Below are 19149 nucleotides of genomic sequence, written 5' to 3' on the forward strand. Positions count from 1 at the left end.
CGCCTCCTAAACTAATTCAATTGCATTAACTGGACAAGCATCCATACATGCACCACACTTAATACATATTGCATGGTCAATAGTATGTCTTTCTTTGACTTTTCCAGAAATAGCTTCAACAGGGCAAATTCTCTTACATTTTGTACAACCAATACATTTACTTTCTATATAGTAATTTAATAGTGACTTACAAGCTCCAGCTGGACAGTTTTTGTCTTTAACGTGGGCTAGGTATTCGTCATAGAAGTATTTCATAGTTGATTTAACTGGGTTGGTTGCAGTTTTTCCAAGTCCACATAGGGAAGTATCAGAAATTACATCAGAAAGAAGGGCAAGTTCTTTAAGGTCGTCTTCTGTTCCTGTTCCTTCAGTAATTCTATTTAAAATTTCTAAAACTCTCTTGTTTCCAATTCTACAAGGAGTACACTTGCCACATGATTCATCTACTGTAAAGTCCATAAAGAATTTTGCAATGTCAACCATACAGTCAGTATCGTCCATAACTACTAAACCACCAGAACCAATAATTGATCCAAGTTTATCTAAGTTTTCAAAATCAACTGGAGTGTCTAGGTAGTCAGCAGGAATACATCCACCAGATGGTCCACCAGTTTGGATGGCTTTAAATTTTCTGCCATTAGGAACGCCACCACCAATGTCGTAGATAATAGTATTTAAATCAACACCCATTGGAATTTCAATAAGGCCTGTGTTATTAATTTTTCCACCAAGGGCAAACACCTTAGTTCCTGGAGAATCTTCAGTACCAATTGATTTAAACCAGTCAGCACCTTTTTCTAAAATTACTGGAATATTAGCAAAGGTTTCAACGTTATTTAAAACAGTTGGTTTTTCGTAAAGACCCTTCTTAGTTGATCTTTCAAGTTTAACCCTAGGCATTCCTCTTTTACCTTCCATTGATTCCATTAAGGCAGTACCTTCACCACAAACAAAGGCTCCAGCGCCTAGTCTTAGTTCAATATCAAAAGAGAAATCAGAACCTAAAATGTTGTCGCCAAGAATTCCTAGTGATTCAGCTTGTTTAATGGCGGTTCTTAATCTATCAACAGCAATTGGATATTCAGCACGGATGTAAATATATCCCTTGCTGGCTCCTATACAGTAACCACAAATTGCCATTGCTTCTAAAACAGAGTGAGGGTCACCTTCAAGAATTGATCTGTCCATAAAGGCACCTGGGTCACCTTCGTCTCCGTTACAAATTACGTATTTTTGGTCAGCTTCGTTTTCGTAAGCTCCCTTCCATTTAATTCCAGTAGGGAAGCCTGCTCCACCTCTACCTCTAAGTTTTGAATCAATAATAGTTTGAATGATTTCCTCTCTTGGAGTTTGTTCGTGGATCATTTTTGCAAGCTGTTCATAACCACCTAAGGCTATGTATTCATCAATATCTTCTGGGGCAATAAGACCACAGTGTCTAAGGGCAACCCTTGTTTGGTGCTTGTAGAAGGAAACTTCTCCTACAGGTTTAACTCTTTTATCTACAAGGGCTTCTTTAAATAGTAGGTCTCTACAAATTTTGCCGCCAATAATATGTTCTTCAACTATTCTATCAATATCAGCAACAGTTAAGTGGCTGTAGAAAACTCCCTCTGGATAGATAACAACGTTTGGTCCAGATTCACAAAGACCAAAGCATCCTGTAAATACTACCTTTATATCTTCATCAAGGCCTTTTTCCTTAATAACCTTGTGGAATTCATCTGCTAGGTCTTCAGACTTACATGAATGACAACCAGTTCCTCCACAAATTAAAATGTGGTGCTTGTCGTGTTTAATAGACTCATCAATATATTCGTCATGAGAAATATCTAAAAGTCTTAGCTGGACCTTTCCTAGGCTTTCTTCTCTAATTTCTTTAATTCTTTCGTATGTTAGCATAGTCATAACTCCTATTTTCTAAGTTCATCAATTATCTTTGTCATGTCGCCTTTTTTAAGCCTGCCATGAACTTCTCCGTTAACAGTAACTACAGGGGCTAGTCCACAAGCTCCAATACATCTAGTTTCTACAATAGAAAATAGGCCGTCTTCAGTTGTTTCGCCGCTGTTAATACCAAGTTCTTTTTTAACTTCGTCTAAGATGTCACCTGCACCTTTTACATAGCAAGCAGTTCCCATACAAACACTAATTGAGTACTTACCAGTAGGAACTAGTGAAAATCTAGAATAAAAAGTGATAACACCATAAATTCTAGAAGGTGGTATATCCAAAGTTTTTGAAATTAAAGTTATCATGTCCTCTGGAATGTAACCATAAGTATTTTGTACTAAATGTAGGATTTCGATTAAATCTGAATCGTCTTTGTCTACCATAAAGTACTTGATTTTGTTTTGCATCATAAGTTCGTTATTTGCTTCCAAGATGTTTCCCTCCTAATATTAATTATTAAAAAACTAACCATATAAATTCTAACAAAAAACAATAAATTGTCAATGTTAATAGCAAATAAAGAATGAAAATAAAATTATGTATTTTGCAAAAAGATAAAAAAAAGCCGTCTACTAATATGTATATAATATAAAAATCAAAAAATAAAACTGTAAAAATAGAAAGACGAAAATTTGATATTTATTTAATTATATCTTACAAATTCAAAAAAAATCTTGTTAAAATATTAAAAGCTCAAAAGACTTATCTTGTGGTTAAAAAAATCTATAAGTGTTATAATAAAAATAGAAATCTTTAGTAAAGGGGAAAATGATGAATAAAGAAAATTTATTAGTAAACACTTTAAGGTTTTTATCAGCTGAAGCTGTAGAAAAAGCAAATTCTGGCCATCCAGGTCTACCACTTGGAGTTGCTCCAATGGCATATTCACTTTGGGGCAAGCACTTAAATATAAATCCTAAAGACGACAAGTGGATAAATAGAGATAGATTTATTTTATCTGCTGGCCATGGCTCAGCACTTTTATACAGCCTCTTACACCTTTATGGTTACGATGTAACAATTGACGATTTAAAAAACTTTAGACAAATTGGTTCAAAGACTCCAGGCCATCCAGAATATGGTTACACAAAAGGAGTAGAAGCGACAACAGGACCACTTGGCCAAGGTATTTCTATGGCAGTTGGTATGGCTATAGCAGAAGCTCACCTAGCAGCCAAGTACAACAAAGAAGACCTAAAATTAATTGACCACTACACTTATTCAATTTGTGGAGACGGGGACCTAATGGAAGGCATTGGATACGAGGCTATGAGCCTAGCAGGAACCCTAGGTCTTGATAAATTAATTGTTCTTTACGACTCAAACTCAATTACAATAGAAGGCTCAACTGACATAGCCTTTAAAGAAGATGTAGAAAAAAGATTTGAAGGTTTTGGCTTCCAAGTTTTAAAAGTTGCAGATGGCAATGACCTTGATGCAATAAATAAGGCTATCGAAGATGCGAAGAAAGAAAAAGAAAAACCATCTATAATTATAATCACAACTCAAATTGGCTACGGCTGTCCACAAAAAGTTGGATCTGCTTCATCTCACGGGGCCCCACTAGGAGCAGAAAACATTAAAGAGATGAGAGAGTATTTAGCCTGGGACTATGGTGACTTTGAAGTTCCAAAAGAAGCCTATGACCTAGCCAAAGACCAACTTTTAGAAAAAGAAAAAGTTTATGATGCTTGGAAGAAGTTGGAAGAAACTTATAAGAAAAAATATCCAGAAGATTATAAAAACTTAGAAAAGGCTCTTAATAAGGAACTTCCAGCAGACTTATTTGATGAAGACTTTTTTGATTTTAAAGATTCAATGGCATCCAGAAAGGCATCAGGCCTAGCCTTAAATAAAATTGCAGAAAAAGTTGATTACCTACTTGGCGGCTCTGCTGACCTTGGCCCATCAAATAATTCTGAAATAAAAGGTCAAACTTGGTTCACAGCTGAAAACAGGGCAGGAAGAAATATTCACTTTGGCGTAAGAGAACACGCCATGGCGGCAATAGCAAATGGAATTTTACTTCATGGCGGACTTTCATCTTATGTTGCAACCTTCTTAGTTTTCTCAGACTACATGAAGGGGGCCATGAGACTTTCTGCAATAATGAAGCTGCCACAAATTTATATCCTAACTCACGACTCAATTGGAGTTGGAGAAGACGGACCGACCCACCAACCAATTGAACAGCTTTCAATGATGAGGACTATGCCAAACTTTAATGTCATCAGACCAGCAGATGCCGTTGAAACTGCCTATGCTTGGAAGATCGCCATGGAATCCAAGGAGACTCCAACAGCCCTTTGCCTATCTCGTCAAGGTCTTCCAAACTTAGAAGGATCTGGCGAAGGAGTTGAAAGGGGAGCTTATATAATCTCAAAAGAAGAAAGGGACCTAGAATATATTATTTTAGCATCAGGGTCTGAAGTTGGCCTTGCCATTGAAGCCAAAGAAAGTTTAGAAAAAGATGGCCATGGAACAAGAGTTGTATCTGTTCCTTGTATGGAAATCTTTGATGCCCAAGACGAAACTTACAAAGAAGAAGTCCTACCAAAATCTATTAGAAAGAGACTGGCAGTTGAAGCTGGAGCCACAGGACTTTGGTACAAGTATGTCGGTCTAGATGGAAAAGTTTTAGGCTTAGATCGCTTTGGCGAGTCTGGACCTGGCTCTGAAGTTTATAAGCACTTAGACATTACTGCAGATAACCTAATAGAAATTGCGAAATCTTTGTAAAAGTTTTATAAAAAAATTAAAAAAAATCTTTGCCTAGACTTGAAAAAAATCAGTATTTTTATATAATTGTTATAAATGGAGGTGCAATATGAAAAGAAATATAGCAATACTAATGGTATTAGTTATTTCCCTATTTGCTTTAACAGCTTGTGGAGAAAAAACTGACGCCCCAGCAGAAGGCGGAGATGCCCCAGCAGCAGAAGCAGTTACTTTAACAGGAACAGCTGAAGGCTTTGGTGGACCACTAACTGTTGAAGTTACTAAAGAAGGTGACAAGATCACTAACGTAGTAGTAACTGACCATGCTGAATCAGCAGATGAAGTTCCAGAAGTAGCTGACGCTTTAGAAAAAGTTCCAGCAGCTATCGTTGAAGCAGGAACTGCTGACGGAGTTGAAGGAGTATCAGGAGCTACATTTACTAGCGAAGCTATTATTAACGCAGTAAAAGAAGCAAAATAACTTAAGCGTATTAAAGAGCTTGTTTAGGCAGGCTCTTTTTTGTTATAATAAAATCATGAAATATTACGCAGTTAAAGTTGGGAGAAGGCCTGGAATTTATTCTACTTGGCAGGAGTGCAAGGCCCAGGTAGATGGATATCCACAAGCCCAATATAAAAAATTTGCCAGTGAAGAAGAGGCCTTAGACTTTATTGGCAGGACAAATAGACAAATGGCCTTTGATGATTTAGAACCTTATAAGGCAAGGGGAGAAGGAAAAACTTTAGTGGCCTATGTTGACGGCTCCTTTGACAAGGAAGACGGATCTTATTCTTATGGGGCTGTATTTATTGACGGAGACGACATAAAAACTTTTTCAAAAAGATATCCTAAAGACCAGTATTCTGACCACAGAAATGTAATTGGAGAAATTAGAGGATCAGAATTTGCCTGCAAGTATGCAGTAGAAAATGCTTTCGAAAAATTAATCCTCCACTACGACTATGAAGGTATAGAAAAGTGGGCCACTGGCCAGTGGAAGAGAAATGTAGAAGCCACTAGGTCCTACCACGAATTTTTTTCTAAAATAAAAAAAGACTTAGAAGTTGACTTTGTAAAGGTAAAAGCCCACACAGGAAACAAGTACAACGAAATGGCAGACGACCTTGCAAAGAGTGCAAAAATTTAAAAGAAAATTAGAAAAAGCTAGGACTAAATTTTCCTAGCTTTCTTTTTATTTAAGTTTTTTCTTATCAGCGTTATAAGGGGACGTTCCTTCAGGTTTGTCCCCGTTGTTTTCATCAGGGATATTGCTTTAGCTTTGTCCCCCGTTATCATGTTTTTATTTTTTCACCAGGGGACATTCATTTCTGTGTGTCCCCATTATTTCTTTTAACCTAATCTAACAATCAATTTTTGTAAAAGGAATACCATTTTTTTCTAAAAGTTCAACAGCATATTCGTCAACCCTGTAGGCATTTAGATAATAAATTTCAGAAATCCCAGCTTGAATTAATGACTTAGTACAATTTAAACAAGGGAAGTGGGTTACGTAGGCCTTGGTTCCCTTGACAGAAATTCCCTCCTTGGCACAATATAAAAGGGCGTTCATCTCAGCGTGGATAGTTGCAATACAGTGGCCATCTCTCATAGTGTGGCCAATTTCGTCACAAGATGGATTGCCAGCAAGGGATCCGTTATAGCCAGTAGAGACAATTCTATTATCCTTATTTACTAAGACACAACCAACAAAGGCCCTGTCACAAGTTGACCTTTGGGCCACCATTTTACAAATTTCCATAAAATATTTATTCCAAGACATTCTAGTCAAAAAAATCACCTCTCTTCTATTTTATAAAAAGAAAAAATAATTACAAGAGAAAATATATAAATAAATTCACTAAAATTGCTTAAATTATAATATTGGGGTAAAATATAGATGATTAAAGAAAAAAAAGGAGAGGTAGATAATGATTAAGGAATTTAAAGAATTTATTTCTAAGGGCAATGTAATGGATATGGCCATTGGTGTTATTATCGGTGGAGCCTTTGGAAAAATCGTATCATCTTTAGTAGATGATGTACTAATGCCTTTAATTGGCCTATTAACAGGTGGAGTTAACTTTTCAGACAAGTTTGTTAACCTAAGTGGAGGCGACTACGCCACTCTTGCCCAAGCAGAAGAAGCTGGAGCAGCAGTTTTAAAATATGGTTCTTTTATCCAAGCAATAATTGACTTTTTAATTATTTCCTTAGTAATCTTCTTGGTTATTAAACAAATTAATAAGTTTAGAAAACCAGCAGAGGAACCAGCACCAACAACAAAAACTTGCCCATTCTGTAAAACAGATATTCCAATTGAAGCAAGTAGATGTCCACACTGTACATCAGAACTTAAATAAAGATAAGCAGGTTAATAGCCTGCCTACATAAGGAGAAAAATGAGAAGAAAAGACAGGCAAATGCCCAGAGACTTTGCCCTAAAAATTATAGATGAATCAGACTATGGAGTCCTAGGTCTAGGAGGAGAAGATCCCTACACCCTTCCTCTATCGATAATTAGAAAGGAAGACAATCTTTACTTTCATTCAGCCAAGGCAGGAAGAAAAGTTGAGAAAATTAAAGACGGCGATTTAGTATCAGTGACCTTTGTTGGCAGGGTTCAAGTCCCAAGACTCTATAGCAGAGAAGAAATAGAAGACCATATAAAGATGGGAAACTTTTCTCAAATCGGCTCAAAGATTTACACCACAGAATTTGAATCAGCCCATGTTAGCGGAAGAATTTATCAGGTCAATGACGAAGAAGAGAAGAAAGAAATCCTCTATAATATTGCAGAAAAATATACCAAAGACCTGGCAGACTTAAGCCTAGGATTTATAGAGGCATCCTTAGGAAGAACGGCAGTTTATAAAATCCAAATGCTGGAAGTAAATGGAAAACGAAAAAAATATGGCCCAGATGCTAAGGAGCTAAAATTTCAAAAATAAAAACACCTTCACTTGAAAAAATGAAGGTGTTTTTTAATGCCTAAACTAATTTAATTTGGTGGTAGGTCTTTTTGCCCTTTCTAACTAAAAGTTTGTCATCTTTAAAATCATCTAAAGTAACTTTTTTATTAAAGTCAGCAACTTTTTCGTCATTAAGTGAGATTCCACCATTTTGAATAAGTCTTCTGCCTTCGCCATTAGATTTAACAAAGCCAAGGTCTCTAATAAGTGCGATTATTTCCTTGCCGTTTTCAAAGTCGGATTTTTGGTATTCGGTAGTTGGAATATTTTCAGAGTCTTTGTTGCCAGCAAAAAGTGATCTTGCAGCACTTAAGGAAGCATCTGCATCTTCTTTTCCGTGAACCATCTTAACAACTTCATAAGCTAGAACTTCTTTGGCCTTATTAATTTCAGCTCCTTCAACATTAGTAAGCTTTTCAATTTCATCTAGGTCTAAGAAAGTTAAAAGTTTTAAAAATGGTTTAACATCAGCATCAGCAACATTTCTTAAATATTGGAACATGTCATAAGGGCTAGTTTTTTCTCTGTCTAACCAAATTGCTCCCTTGGCAGTCTTGCCCATTTTTATTCCATCTGCAGTAGTTAAAAGATTAAAGGTAAGGGCATAGGCGTCCTTTTCTTCAGTTTTTCTAATTAAGTTTACTCCAGCTAAAATATTAGACCATTGGTCAGAGCCACCCATTTGTAAGGAGGCTCCATACTTTCTATTTAAAACTAAAAAGTCATAGGCCTGCATAAGTATATAAGACATTTCAAAAAATGTTAGGCCGTCTTCAAGTCTATTTTTATAGGCATCAAGGGCAAGCATTTGGTTGACACCAAAGTGAACACCAACTTCTCTCATAAAGTTTACAAAGTTAAGGTCCAAAAGCCAGTTAGCATTATTTTCTATAACAGTGTGGCCATTTTCTACATCTAAGAATCTAGAAATTTGTTCTCTAAACTTTTCAGCATTGTGGTCAATTCTCTCCTTGGTCATAATTTGTCTCATGTCATTTCTGCCAGAAGGGTCACCAATCATTGTAGTTCCTCCACCTAAAAGGGCAATAGGCTTATGACCTGCTTTTTCCATGTGCATCATTGCCATAATAGTTACAAAATGACCAAGCGTCAAAGAGTCAGCAGTTGCATCAAAGCCAATATAAAATGTAAGACATTCATTGTTTAACTTTTCAATTACTTCGTCGTGACTATAATTATTAATATATCCACGTACTTTTAAGGTTTCAAATACTTTGTTCATCGTTACTCCTTATAAATTAAAAACAAATTGACCATAAACCATTTTGGCTAGGTTCATATCAATTATTAATAAGTAGAAATTTTACATAGGTCTTAAAGAAAAACCAACAAATTATTCTAAGAAAATTTGTTAAAAATTCAATCTAAGATTTTCTTTATTATATAGAAAGATCTGCCAATAGTCAATTAATGTCCTTTAAAGTCAGGGGCATTCTTGTTATTATAAAAGAGACATAAAAAACTATGACAAAAAAAGAGAGGAAGTTAATGAGATTTTTTATTATAGGAGCTATATTTATTGGAGCACTAATAACAAGTGTTTTATTTAGTTTGCCAATTTCTCTTGCCTTATTTCTAGGCCTAATACTCTTTACCTATGACGCGATAAAAAAGGGATTTAAAATTAGTGACCTAAGTAAAATGTATAAAAACGGTTTTAAACTTGTAGCAAACTTGGTTATAATATTTTCTTTAATTGGTTTTATTACAGCAGCTTGGAGGTTATCTGGAACAATTCCCTACTTGGTTTACTATGGGGCGAAATTTATAAACAAAAATTTGTTTTACTTATTTTGTTTCTTGTTAACTATAGGCATGAGTCTTTTACTTGGATCAGTTAATGGGACAATTACCACAATGGGAGTTGTTTTAATATCTCTTGCCCGAGCAAATGGAGCTGACCTACTTATATCAACTGGGGCAATCTTATCAGGAAGTATTTTTGGCGACCGCATTAGTCCAGTATCATCATCAGCAGTTTTAGTAGGAAGCTTGACCCAAACAAAGTTAATTGAAAACAGAAAAGCCATGGCTAGGACAACTTTAGTTCCGACACTTATAAGTGCGATTATATTTCTTCTTTTATCCTTATTTGGATCAAAAAACGAAGTAGATATAAACTTATTAAGAGATCTTAAAAGCCAACTGAATTTTTCTTTAATATGTATTTTACCTGCCCTAATAATTTTTATCCTTGCGGCCTTTAAACTTTCTACTAGAAAACTATTACTGGCATCTTGTGCTGTAAGCATTATAATTGCCATAGTCTATCAAGGTTTTAGTGCAAAAGATCTTGTAGTCGGTCTTATTAAAGGAGTTCAAGTACCAGCAAATACAGAAGCCGTTGCTAGAGTAGTTAACGGTGGCGGTATTTTCTCAATGCTATCTACAATTGTAAATGTAATAATCTCTGCAATATACTTTGGCATCTTTGAACAAACTGAATTTTTAAAACCCTTAGAAAAAATTGCAAAGACCTTAGAAGGACATTTTGGCTACTATCCTGTATTTGTATTAATGGCCCTTATATTTTCTATAATTTTTTGTACCCAATCAATAGTAGTTATATTGCTGGCACAAATGTATAGAGAAAAATTAACAGCTGACAGACAAAGTTTTATGCTAGACTTAGAAAATATTCCAATCCTAGTTCCGTCACTTATACCGTGGAATATGGCAGCCAACGTAGCCTTTACCGTATTTGAAGTATCTTACAAAGCAGTAATTTATAATCTCTTTCCGCTGATTATGGTTATTTGTTATGGATTTTATAGAAAAAAATAAAAAAGAAAGCTTCTATTATATAGGCCAATTAAAAGTAAAATAGAAAAAATAAAAAGAAAAAATCTTCAAAAAAGTTCTTGACAAAAGAATGGTGGCTTGGTAAGATAAATAAGCTGTCTCGAAAGGGAATGTAAGCCTTGAGTAAAGAAAATTAAAAAACTTTAAAAAAGGCCTTGACAAGATAAAATAGATTTGATAAGATAATCAAGCTAACCTTTTGGGAAAGCAAGAACCAAATAAATTGAATATAGTGTGAGAACGAAAAAAACACACAAGCGAAATAAAAGCGAACAAAGTCAGTTTTTAGATGAGCTTAAAGATTAAATGAACAAAAATTTTTTTGGAGAGTTTGATCCTGGCTCAGGACGAACGGTGGCGGAGTGGCTAACACATGGAAGTCGAGCGATGAAAGAAAAGCAGATCTCTTCGGAGTGACGCATTTCTGGATTAGCGGCGGACGGGTGAGTAACACGTGAGCAATCTGCCATACACATTGGGATAGCCTTGGGAAACTGGGATTAATACCAAATGAAACATAGAAGTAGCATTACTTTAATGTCAAAGAATTATCGGTGTATGATGAGCTCGCGTCTGATTAGCTAGTTGGTGAGATAAAAGCTCACCAAGGCCATGATCAGTAGCCGGCCTGAGAGGGTGAACGGCCACATTGGGACTGAGACACGGCCCAAACTCCTACGGGAGGCAGCAGTGGGGAATATTGCACAATGGGGGAAACCCTGATGCAGCGACGCCGCGTGAGCGAAGAAGGGATTCGTCTCGTAAAGCTCTGTCCTATGGGAAGATAATGACGGTACCATAGAAGAAAGCCCCGGCTAACTACGTGCCAGCAGCCGCGGTAATACGTAGGGGGCGAGCGTTGTCCGGAATCATTGGGCGTAAAGGGTTCGTAGGCGGTAATGCATGTCAGATGTGAAATCTTGTGGCTTAACCACATTGAGCATCTGAAACTGCATAACTTGAGTGAAGGAGAGGTAAGTGGAATTCCTAGTGTAGCGGTGAAATGCGTAGATATTAGGAGGAATACCAGTAGCGAAGGCGACTTACTGGCCTTTAACTGACGCTGAGGAACGAAAGCGTGGGTAGCAAACAGGATTAGATACCCTGGTAGTCCACGCCGTAAACGATGAGTGCTAGGTGTCGGGAGTCAAATCTCGGTGCCGCAGTTAACGCAATAAGCACTCCGCCTGGGGAGTACGTACGCAAGTATGAAACTCAAAGGAATTGACGGGGACCCGCACAAGCAGCGGAGCATGTGGTTTAATTCGAAGCAACGCGAAGAACCTTACCAGGACTTGACATACTAGTGCCAAGTGTAGAGATACACTGTTTTCTATGAAACACTAATACAGGTGGTGCATGGTTGTCGTCAGCTCGTGTCGTGAGATGTTCAGTTAAGTCTGGCAACGAGCGCAACCCCTGTGGCTAGTTACTAACATTTAGGATGAGGACTCTAGCAAGACTGCCGATAAGAAATCGGAGGAAGGTGGGGATGACGTCAAATCATCATGCCCTATATGTCCTGGGCTACACACGTGCTACAATGGTTGGTACAGAGAGCAGCAAAACAGCGATGTCAAGCAAATCTCAAAAAGCCAATCTCAGTTCGGATTGTACTCTGCAACTCGAGTACATGAAGTCGGAGTTGCTAGTAATCGCGAATCAGAATGTCGCGGTGAATGCGTTCCCGGGTCTTGTACACACCGCCCGTCACACCATGGAAGTTCGAGGGGCCCAAAGTAGGTGAGCTAACCATATGGAAGCAGCCTCCTAAGGCAAATTGAATGACTGGGGTGAAGTCGTAACAAGGTAGCCGTACCGGAAGGTGCGGCTGGATCACCTCCTTTCTAAGGAGTATATTCTTACACTATATTTAATATTTATTTGAAAAAATGGACCTGTAGCTCAGCTGGTTAGAGCGCACGCCTGATAAGCGTGAGGTCGGTGGTTCGAGTCCACCCAGGTCCACCAACCCTTGATATAAGGGCAAAAAAAGAAATTAAAGAATCCGATGCCAAAACCGATTCTTTAATATAGGTCGCATTAAAGCGACAAAAGAACCTTGACAACTACAAATCTAATCAAAGAAAATACGAAACGACAAACAAAAACAGTTTTTAAATGAAAAAACTAAGTTAAAGTCAAACGTGGAAAAACAAATTCATTAGGAAGTAAACAAAACTATTTACTAAAGAAGAATTTTCTTAAAAGAAGTTGATAGACAACTTTAGGTCAAATAACTAAGAGCATAAGGTGAATGCCTTGGCACCAAGAGCCGACGAAGGACGCGGTAAGCTGCGAAAAGCTACGTCAAGATGCAAACAATCGCTATTAGACGTAGATGTCCCAATGGGGAAACCCACTCTGTAAGAGTATCCATATATGAATAAAATAGTATATGCGAAGGAAGACCCGGTGAACTGAAACATCTAAGTAACCGGAGGAAAAGAAAGAAAAATCGATACCCTAAGTAGCGGCGAGCGAACGGGGTAGAGCCCAACATAACGACACGTACCTTAAAAGTTAGACGAATAATCTGGAAAGATTAGCAAAAAAAGGTGACAGCCCTGTAGTCGAAAACAAAAAAGGACCAGTTAGAAAGAGTAGCACAGGACACGAGAAATCCGGTGTGAAGACAGGAGGACCACCTCCTAAGGCTAAATACTACTTGGTGACCGATAGCGAACAAGTACCGTGAGGGAAAGGTGAAAAGAACCCCGGGAGGGGAGTGAAAGAGAATCTGAAACCTTATGTTTACAAGCAGACAAAGCACAAAAATTAAAGTGCAATGTCGTACTTTTTGTAGAACGGGCCAGCGAGTTACGATACTAAGCAAGATTAAGCATCACAGATGCGCAGTCGAAGAGAAATCGAGTCTTAACAGGGCGAAAGTTTAGTGTCGTAGACCCGAAACCGGGTGATCTATCCATGGGCAGAGTGAAGTTTAGGTAAAACTAAATGGAGGCTCGAACCGGGTAAGGTTTAAAACTTATCGGATGACCTGTGGATAGGGGTGAAAAGCCAAACGAACTCGGAGATAGCTGGTTCTCCTCGAAATAGCTTTAGGGCTAGCCTCTAGGAAAAGATAAGATGGGGGTAGAGCACTGAATTGTTGCGAGCCAATACGGTATCAAAACATATCAAACTCCGAATACCAACTTATAGCCTAGGGAGTCAGACATAGTGGGATAAGCTTCTATGTCGAAAGGGAAAGAGCCCAGACCACCAGCTAAGGTCCCAAAATTTTAATTAAGTGGTAAAGGATGTGGAGTTACGTAGACAACCAGGATGTTGGCTTAGAAGCAGCCACACATTTAAAGAGTGCGTAATAGCTCACTGGTCGAGTGATTCTGCGCCGAAGATTTCCGGGGCTAAATTAAATACCGAAGCTGTGGATTGGAAACAATGGTAGAGGAGCAATGTATGAGAGCAGAAGCATAATCGGAAGGATATGTGGATTTCATACAAGAGAGAATGCTGGCATGAGTAGCGAGAGGCAAGTGAGAATCTTGCCCGTCGAAAGCCTAAGGTTTCCTGGGGAAGGCTCGTCCCCCCAGGGTAAGTCGGGACCTAAGCCGAGGCAGAATATGCGTAGGTGATGGACAACAGGTTGAAAATCCTGTACTATTAAGATCAATTAGACGTGGGGACGCAGGAGGATAGCGAAGCGAGCAGAAGGACGCTCGTCCAAATACAAAGTCCGCTAAGTAGGCAAATCCGCTTAGCACTAAAGATGATGTATGATGGGGATCGAAAACTAAGTAGAGAAGGAAGTGATTTCACACTGCCAAGAAAAGCCACTATATACCCTTAATACCCGTACCGCAAACCGACACAGGTAGGCGAGAAGAGAATTCTAAGACGCGCGGAAGAACCTTTGTTAAGGAATTCGGCAAAATGACCCCGTAAGTTAGCGAGAAGGGGAGCCATAGCAATATGGCCGCAGTGAATAGGCCCAAGCGACTGTTTACCAAAAACACAAGTTTCTGCCAAATCGAAAGATGAAGTATAGGAGCTGACACCTGCCCGGTGCTGGAAGGTTAAAGGGAAGAGTTAGCGAAAGCGAAGCTTAGAACTGAAGCCCCAGTAAACGGCGGCCGTAACTATAACGGTCCTAAGGTAGCGAAATTCCTTGTCGGGTAAGTTCCGACCCGCACGAAAGGTGTAACGATTTGGGCACTGTCTCAACAAAGGATCCGGTGAAATTGTAGTATGCGTGAAGATGCGCATTACCCACGACAGGACGGAAAGACCCCATGGAGCTTTACTGTAGGTTGACATTGGGTTTTGAGGCTGAATGTACAGGATAGGTGGGAGACAAAGAAGCATGTACGCCAGTATGTGTGGAGTCGGCCTTAGGATACCACCCTTTCATCCTTAGAATTCTAACCGTGCACCTTGAACCAGGTCACGGGACACTGTCAGTCGGGCAGTTTGACTGGGGCGGTCGCCTCCCAAAGAGTAACGGAGGCGTTCAAAGGTTTCCTCAGCACGGACGGAAATCGTGCAAAGAGTGCAAAGGCAAAAGGAAGCTTAACTGTGAGAGCAACAACTCGAACAGATACGAAAGTAGGACTTAGTGATCCGGTGGTACCGCGTGGAAGGGCCATCGCTTAACGGATAAAAGCTACCCTGGGGATAACAGGCTTATCTCCCCCAAGAGTTCACATCGACGGGGAGGTTTGGCACCTCGATGTCGGCTCGTCTCATCCTGGGGCTGAAGTAGGTCCCAAGGGTTGGGCTGTTCGCCCATTAAAGAGGCACGCGAGCTGGGTTCAGAACGTCGTGAGACAGTTCGGTCCCTATCCGTCGTGGGCGTAGGAAATTTGAGAGGCTCTGTCCTTAGTACGAGAGGACCGGGATGGACAAACCAATGGTGTATCAGTTGTCGCGCCAGCGGCATAGCTGAGTAGCTAAGTTTGGCAAGGATAAGCGCTGAAGGCATCTAAGCACGAAACCACCCTCAAGATGAGATTTCCAAGGTAAGGAAGACCCCTTGAAGAAAACGAGGTAGATAGGACGCACGTGTAAGTGTAGCAATACACTCAGCAAAGCGTTACTAATAGGTCGAAAATTTGACCAATAAATTAGATTTGTAGCAAGGTAATCTGGTGATAAAAGCAAAAGGGAAACACCTGTATCCATACCGAACACAGAAGTTAAGCCTTTTAACGCTGAAAGTACTAGTTTGGAGACGAACTGGGAGGATAGGAAGTTGCCAGTAAAGGCTTTTAAGAAAGACTTAAAAGCCTACATAATTCTTAGGTAGCTCAACGGTGGAGCAACCGGCTGTTAACCGGTAGGTTGTGGGTTCGAGTCCCACCCTGAGAGCCATAAAAGAGGCCGGGGTGGCGGAACTGGCAGACGCACAGGACTTAAAATCCTGCGGTGGTAAAACATCGTGCCGGTTCGATTCCGGCCCTCGGCACCAAATCGCGGGATGGAGCAGTTTGGAAGCTCGTCGGGCTCATAACCCGGAGGTCGTAGGTTCAAATCCTACTCCCGCATCCATTTTAAACAAATGGCCCCATGGTCAAGCGGTTAAGACACCACCCTTTCACGGTGGTATCTCGGGTTCGAGTCCCGATGGGGTCACCAAGAGGGGAGTATAGCTCAGTTGGGAGAGCGCCTGCCTTACAAGCAGGATGTCATAGGTTCGAGTCCTATTACTCCCACCATAAGATTTATTAATGGCCTGGTAGTTCAGCTGGTTAGAATGCTAGCCTGTCACGCTAGAGGTCGAGGGTTCGAGTCCCTTCCAGGTCGCCAATTTTATTTAACTAACAAATGCTGGTGTAGCTCAATTGGTAGAGCAACTGACTTGTAATCAGTAGGTTGGGGGTTCAAGTCCTCTCACCAGCTCCAGAAGAATATTTATAAGGTGGAGTACCCAAGTTGGCCAAAGGGGACGGACTGTAAATCCGTTATCTTCGATTTCAGTGGTTCGAATCCACTCTCCACCACCATATTCTTTTCAAATTAATACTTGCGGGTGTAGCTCAGTGGTAGAGCCCCAGCCTTCCAAGCTGGTTGCGAGGGTTCGATTCCCTTCACCCGCTCCAAAAAGGCATCTATAGCTCAGTAGGATAGAGCAACGGACTTCTAATCCGTGTGCCGGGGGTTCGAATCCTCCTAGGTGCACCATATAATTGGGGTGTCGCCAAGTCGGTAAGGCACAAGACTTTGACTCTTGCATTCCACAGGTTCGAGTCCTGTCACCCCAGCCAACGTGATTCATTAGCTCAGTCGGTAGAGCACCTGACTTTTAATCAGGGAGTCCCGGGTTCGAGTCCCGGATGGATCACCATTTTTGGAGAGGTACCGAAGTGGTCATAACGGGGCGGTCTTGAAAACCGTTAGGGTGCAAGCCCACGTGGGTTCGAATCCCACCCTCTCCGCCACTTTTTATTTTTTGTAGTATAATCCAGAGAGGAGAAATACTCAAGAGGCTGAAGAGGCTCCCCTGCTAAGGGAGTAGGTCCCGTCATAGGGGCGCGAGGGTTCAAATCCCTCTTTCTCCGCCAAATAGCTTTGTGGGCCTTTAGCTCAGTCGGTTAGAGCGCCCGGCTCATAACCGGTAGGTCCGGGGTTCGAGTCCCTGAAGGCCCACCACAAACTTACTTTTAAAATGGTTTTATAAAAGCCCAGATAGCTCAGTCGGTAGAGCAAAGGACTGAAAATCCTTGTGTCGCTGGTTCGATTCCGGCTCTGGGCACCATTTGTACCATTTGCAAATATGTAAATGGTACTTTTTTATAGGGGCATGGTTCAATGGTAGAATAACGGTCTCCAAAACCGCTGATGAGGGTTCGATTCCTTCTGCCCCTGCCATAAGAGAAATGGTTTAGATGAAAAAATTCGTCTAGGCCATTTTTTTTTTAAAATAATAAAATAGAATTCAAATATAATCTTAAAAAAATAGATTTATAATTATATTTGATCTATTTATTTCCTAACTCTTCTATAGATCAGTACAAATAGACAAGATAAATTTTCTATGCTACTATTAAAAAAATAAGATTTGAAGGAGACTTTAATGAAAAAGAAAATCCTATTAATTTTAATCTTGGTCTTGTCCTTGGTGCCTCTTAGGACTCAAGCGCTGACAGATGGAAATGGCATGGATTTAGATTCTTATGAAGATAAGTTTAATGGCCTTAACCGTGGCTATATCTATCCTTTAATCAAGGACTTTTCTTTTGACGAATATGGAAACTTCGCAACAATAAAACCAGTTGATATAAATATAGATACAGTTGATGACCAAGCCTATTTAGACCAGGCCTTAGAAATTGAAGATGAAAATGGAAGGCTTCTCTATTTAGTTTTAAGGCAAAGAGTTGCCTATGAAAGTCTTAGCTACAAAATTTATGGACAAATCAATAAAAAGGGTGTGGAAATTTTAGAAATTTCCCATCCATCTTATGTGAATTACTTTAGAAGCTATGGGAATATTGAATTTTATACAGATGGCCAGGCTGACTATGTCAAAATACAATTTACAAACAGCTATCCAGCCACAGAAGACTATGATGGCGGACCTGTTGTTGAAGAATCTTACGTCTTTAAGATTTCCAAGCAAGGTCTTAGTGAAATAGATTCACTTCCAGCAGACCTAAAACCTTTAGAATCCTATGATACTAGCGATTTGCCAATAGGAGATTGGGCCTACATTGATGAAAGAACCTGTCTGGACTTTTATAACAAATGTCTAATTGATTCAAAAGCCTTAAGCGATCAAGAATACTTTAAAGGAGCTAGCCAAAAAAGCATAGAAGAACTTTATGAGGCCCTAGTTCCATTAATGGATGCAAATATAAGGCCAGGAAAAATTGGCGGCGACCTAACATATCCAATATATAAACTGGCAATAACAAATCAGCTTGTAGGACCATGGATAGAAAACACTGAAGATCAAAACTTTAGTAGAATAAACATTTATAAGAAATTAGAAGACCAAGTAATAGGCAAAGATGAGGAAATATTTTTTCCAGAAGAAAATAAATGGACCTTAAGCGCAAGTCTTTTAAAAGAATTTTTTGAGAGACAATATGAAGTTGACCTTGAAGACGGATTTTACAAGTATGGAGATGGAAATCAAGTTGAAGTTGAAATAAAAGAAGACCAGGCAGACTTTACTTTTTCTGAAAATCAAATAAGACTGGTATCTTTTCCAGAAATTATTGGCCTAAGAGATCTTGAAACTTATGGAACTTATGCCCTTTTAAAAGTTGGGCTTTTATCAACTGAAGGTTACTATGCCACAGACTTTCAATACAAGGACGACTCCTACAAAAATATTTTAGTCACAAAAACTAAGGACTCAGAAGGACAAGTTAGATTTATTCCCTTATATACAAGTGAGGAAGATCTAGACGAGAATAAAGTCAAAGAGCTAATAGAAGAATTTAAAATGCTTAGAGAAGAAGCTTCGCCAGACCAAAGCCAAGTAAAAATCCAGGAAGATGAAATTTTATCTGATCAAGAAACTGCCAAAGACTTGGACAAAGAAGAATTAAGAAATAAAGACCAGGGAAGGAAGACTTCACTAATAAAAATTATTGCTATCCTAGGTCTTGGAGTATTAATTGGCTATATGTTAGTCTATATAAAAAAGAAAAAATAAAAACAAGCAAATGAAACCCCGGCTAAAAAATCAGTCGGGGTTTTTTAAAGAAAAAAGAT

General features: G+C 39.3%; 11 protein-coding genes, 18 tRNA genes and 3 rRNA genes. 28 read left to right on the top strand and 4 right to left on the bottom strand.

Translation table 11 applies throughout. From position 1 onward, the window contains the following. Positions 1 to 6: 6 nt before the first annotated feature. Together BN2667_RS01350 and nuoE are read right to left on the bottom strand one after the other, a co-directional pair. Complete coding sequence (locus tag BN2667_RS01350; protein WP_082380156.1) at positions 7 to 1902, bottom strand: NADH-quinone oxidoreductase subunit NuoF; 1896 nt, start codon at positions 1900 to 1902, stop codon at positions 7 to 9. Between the two features lie 11 nt (positions 1903 to 1913). Further along, on the bottom strand, positions 1914 to 2384 hold the full coding sequence (gene nuoE / locus BN2667_RS01355; RefSeq protein ID WP_242848702.1) for an NADH-quinone oxidoreductase subunit NuoE: 471 nt from the start codon (positions 2382 to 2384) through the stop codon (positions 1914 to 1916). A 340-nt stretch (positions 2385 to 2724) separates the two neighbouring features. On the opposite strand from nuoE, the gene tkt reads away from it, so the two are divergent. From tkt to BN2667_RS01370, 3 genes are all read left to right on the top strand, one after another. Further along, positions 2725 to 4692: a transketolase gene (gene tkt / locus BN2667_RS01360; RefSeq protein ID WP_054251550.1), complete on the top strand. Its 1968-nt coding sequence runs from the start codon at positions 2725 to 2727 to the stop codon at positions 4690 to 4692. Positions 4693 to 4780: 88 nt separating this feature from the next. Then, a complete protein-coding gene (locus BN2667_RS01365) occupies positions 4781 to 5152 on the top strand; it encodes an FMN-binding protein (protein ID WP_054251551.1) in 372 nt (123 codons plus the stop codon). A gap of 55 nt (positions 5153 to 5207) precedes the next feature. Continuing rightward, entirely contained in the window at positions 5208 to 5819 is a 612-nt protein-coding gene (locus BN2667_RS01370) for a ribonuclease H1 domain-containing protein (RefSeq protein ID WP_054251552.1), read from the top strand. A gap of 213 nt (positions 5820 to 6032) precedes the next feature. Here the strand turns inward: BN2667_RS01370 and BN2667_RS01375 are convergent, their stop codons facing one another. Then, a complete protein-coding gene (locus BN2667_RS01375) occupies positions 6033 to 6452 on the bottom strand; it encodes a deoxycytidylate deaminase (protein WP_054252141.1) in 420 nt (139 codons plus the stop codon). A gap of 148 nt (positions 6453 to 6600) precedes the next feature. Between BN2667_RS01375 and mscL the strand changes: the two genes are divergently transcribed. Together mscL and BN2667_RS01385 are read left to right on the top strand one after the other, a co-directional pair. Then, positions 6601 to 7032, top strand: a complete 432-nt coding sequence (mscL, locus tag BN2667_RS01380; RefSeq protein WP_054251553.1) for a large conductance mechanosensitive channel protein MscL — start codon at positions 6601 to 6603, stop codon at positions 7030 to 7032. 39 nt (positions 7033 to 7071) lie between these two features. Continuing rightward, the gene (locus BN2667_RS01385) at positions 7072 to 7620 is read left to right on the top strand and encodes a pyridoxamine 5'-phosphate oxidase family protein (protein ID WP_054251554.1); all 549 of its coding nucleotides are present in this window, start codon (positions 7072 to 7074) and stop codon (positions 7618 to 7620) included. Positions 7621 to 7660: 40 nt separating this feature from the next. On the opposite strand, the gene tyrS is transcribed toward BN2667_RS01385, so the two are convergent. Beyond that, positions 7661 to 8884, bottom strand: coding sequence for a tyrosine--tRNA ligase (tyrS, locus tag BN2667_RS01390; protein WP_054251555.1), 1224 nt, complete (start codon positions 8882 to 8884; stop codon positions 7661 to 7663). 266 nt (positions 8885 to 9150) lie between these two features. On the opposite strand from tyrS, the gene BN2667_RS01395 reads away from it, so the two are divergent. From BN2667_RS01395 to BN2667_RS01505, 23 genes are all read left to right on the top strand, one after another. Then, positions 9151 to 10446: a Na+/H+ antiporter NhaC family protein gene (locus BN2667_RS01395; protein ID WP_054251556.1), complete on the top strand. Its 1296-nt coding sequence runs from the start codon at positions 9151 to 9153 to the stop codon at positions 10444 to 10446. Between the two features lie 337 nt (positions 10447 to 10783). Continuing rightward, a 16S ribosomal RNA gene (locus tag BN2667_RS01400) occupies positions 10784 to 12311 on the top strand. Between the two features lie 47 nt (positions 12312 to 12358). Continuing rightward, a tRNA-Ile gene (locus BN2667_RS01405) sits at positions 12359 to 12435 on the top strand. A 259-nt stretch (positions 12436 to 12694) separates the two neighbouring features. Continuing rightward, positions 12695 to 15547 (top strand): 23S ribosomal RNA (locus BN2667_RS01410). 24 nt (positions 15548 to 15571) lie between these two features. Further along, a 5S ribosomal RNA gene (rrf, locus tag BN2667_RS01415) occupies positions 15572 to 15688 on the top strand. The 16S, 23S and 5S rRNA genes sit together here with 18 tRNA genes alongside, the layout of an rRNA operon. Positions 15689 to 15723: 35 nt before the next feature. Further along, a tRNA-Asn gene (locus BN2667_RS01420) sits at positions 15724 to 15798 on the top strand. 8 nt (positions 15799 to 15806) lie between these two features. After that, a tRNA-Leu gene (locus tag BN2667_RS01425) sits at positions 15807 to 15895 on the top strand. A gap of 3 nt (positions 15896 to 15898) precedes the next feature. Continuing rightward, positions 15899 to 15975 (top strand) — tRNA-Met (locus BN2667_RS01430). Positions 15976 to 15987: 12 nt separating this feature from the next. Then, positions 15988 to 16062, top strand: a tRNA-Glu gene (locus BN2667_RS01435). 4 nt (positions 16063 to 16066) lie between these two features. After that, positions 16067 to 16142, top strand: a tRNA-Val gene (locus BN2667_RS01440). A gap of 14 nt (positions 16143 to 16156) precedes the next feature. Continuing rightward, positions 16157 to 16233 (top strand) — tRNA-Asp (locus tag BN2667_RS01445). Positions 16234 to 16253: 20 nt separating this feature from the next. Further along, a tRNA-Thr gene (locus tag BN2667_RS01450) sits at positions 16254 to 16329 on the top strand. 15 nt (positions 16330 to 16344) lie between these two features. Then, a tRNA-Tyr gene (locus BN2667_RS01455) sits at positions 16345 to 16430 on the top strand. A gap of 22 nt (positions 16431 to 16452) precedes the next feature. Beyond that, positions 16453 to 16526, top strand: a tRNA-Gly gene (locus tag BN2667_RS01460). 5 nt (positions 16527 to 16531) lie between these two features. Further along, positions 16532 to 16608, top strand: a tRNA-Arg gene (locus BN2667_RS01465). 6 nt (positions 16609 to 16614) lie between these two features. Continuing rightward, a tRNA-Gln gene (locus tag BN2667_RS01470) sits at positions 16615 to 16691 on the top strand. 4 nt (positions 16692 to 16695) lie between these two features. Further along, positions 16696 to 16771 (top strand) — tRNA-Lys (locus BN2667_RS01475). 5 nt (positions 16772 to 16776) lie between these two features. After that, positions 16777 to 16865, top strand: a tRNA-Ser gene (locus BN2667_RS01480). 30 nt (positions 16866 to 16895) lie between these two features. Continuing rightward, a tRNA-Ser gene (locus tag BN2667_RS01485) sits at positions 16896 to 16988 on the top strand. Between the two features lie 11 nt (positions 16989 to 16999). Next, positions 17000 to 17076: transfer RNA gene (locus BN2667_RS01490), tRNA-Ile, on the top strand. Between the two features lie 30 nt (positions 17077 to 17106). Further along, positions 17107 to 17182 (top strand) — tRNA-Phe (locus BN2667_RS01495). 39 nt (positions 17183 to 17221) lie between these two features. Beyond that, a tRNA-Trp gene (locus tag BN2667_RS01500) sits at positions 17222 to 17295 on the top strand. A 205-nt stretch (positions 17296 to 17500) separates the two neighbouring features. Continuing rightward, complete coding sequence (locus BN2667_RS01505; RefSeq protein ID WP_054251557.1) at positions 17501 to 19090, top strand: hypothetical protein; 1590 nt, start codon at positions 17501 to 17503, stop codon at positions 19088 to 19090. The last annotated feature ends 59 nt before the right edge of the window (positions 19091 to 19149 follow it).

This window comes from Neofamilia massiliensis (assembly GCF_001299475.1).
Taxonomy (GTDB): domain Bacteria; phylum Bacillota; class Clostridia; order Tissierellales; family Peptoniphilaceae; genus Neofamilia; species Neofamilia massiliensis.

Bases quoted from the DNA above. Each gene is read 5' to 3' on its own strand.
- BN2667_RS01350 (WP_082380156.1), bottom strand. From the start codon at position 1,902: ATGCTAACATACGAAAGAATTAAAGAAATTAGAGAAGAAAGCCTAGGA.
- tkt (WP_054251550.1), top strand. From the start codon at position 2,725: ATGAATAAAGAAAATTTATTAGTAAACACTTTAAGGTTTTTATCAGCT.
- BN2667_RS01365 (WP_054251551.1), top strand. From the start codon at position 4,781: ATGAAAAGAAATATAGCAATACTAATGGTATTAGTTATTTCCCTATTT.
- BN2667_RS01370 (WP_054251552.1), top strand. From the start codon at position 5,208: ATGAAATATTACGCAGTTAAAGTTGGGAGAAGGCCTGGAATTTATTCT.
- BN2667_RS01375 (WP_054252141.1), bottom strand. From the start codon at position 6,452: ATGTCTTGGAATAAATATTTTATGGAAATTTGTAAAATGGTGGCCCAA.
- mscL (WP_054251553.1), top strand. From the start codon at position 6,601: ATGATTAAGGAATTTAAAGAATTTATTTCTAAGGGCAATGTAATGGAT.
- BN2667_RS01385 (WP_054251554.1), top strand. From the start codon at position 7,072: ATGAGAAGAAAAGACAGGCAAATGCCCAGAGACTTTGCCCTAAAAATT.
- tyrS (WP_054251555.1), bottom strand. From the start codon at position 8,884: ATGAACAAAGTATTTGAAACCTTAAAAGTACGTGGATATATTAATAAT.
- BN2667_RS01395 (WP_054251556.1), top strand. From the start codon at position 9,151: ATGAGATTTTTTATTATAGGAGCTATATTTATTGGAGCACTAATAACA.
- BN2667_RS01505 (WP_054251557.1), top strand. From the start codon at position 17,501: ATGAAAAAGAAAATCCTATTAATTTTAATCTTGGTCTTGTCCTTGGTG.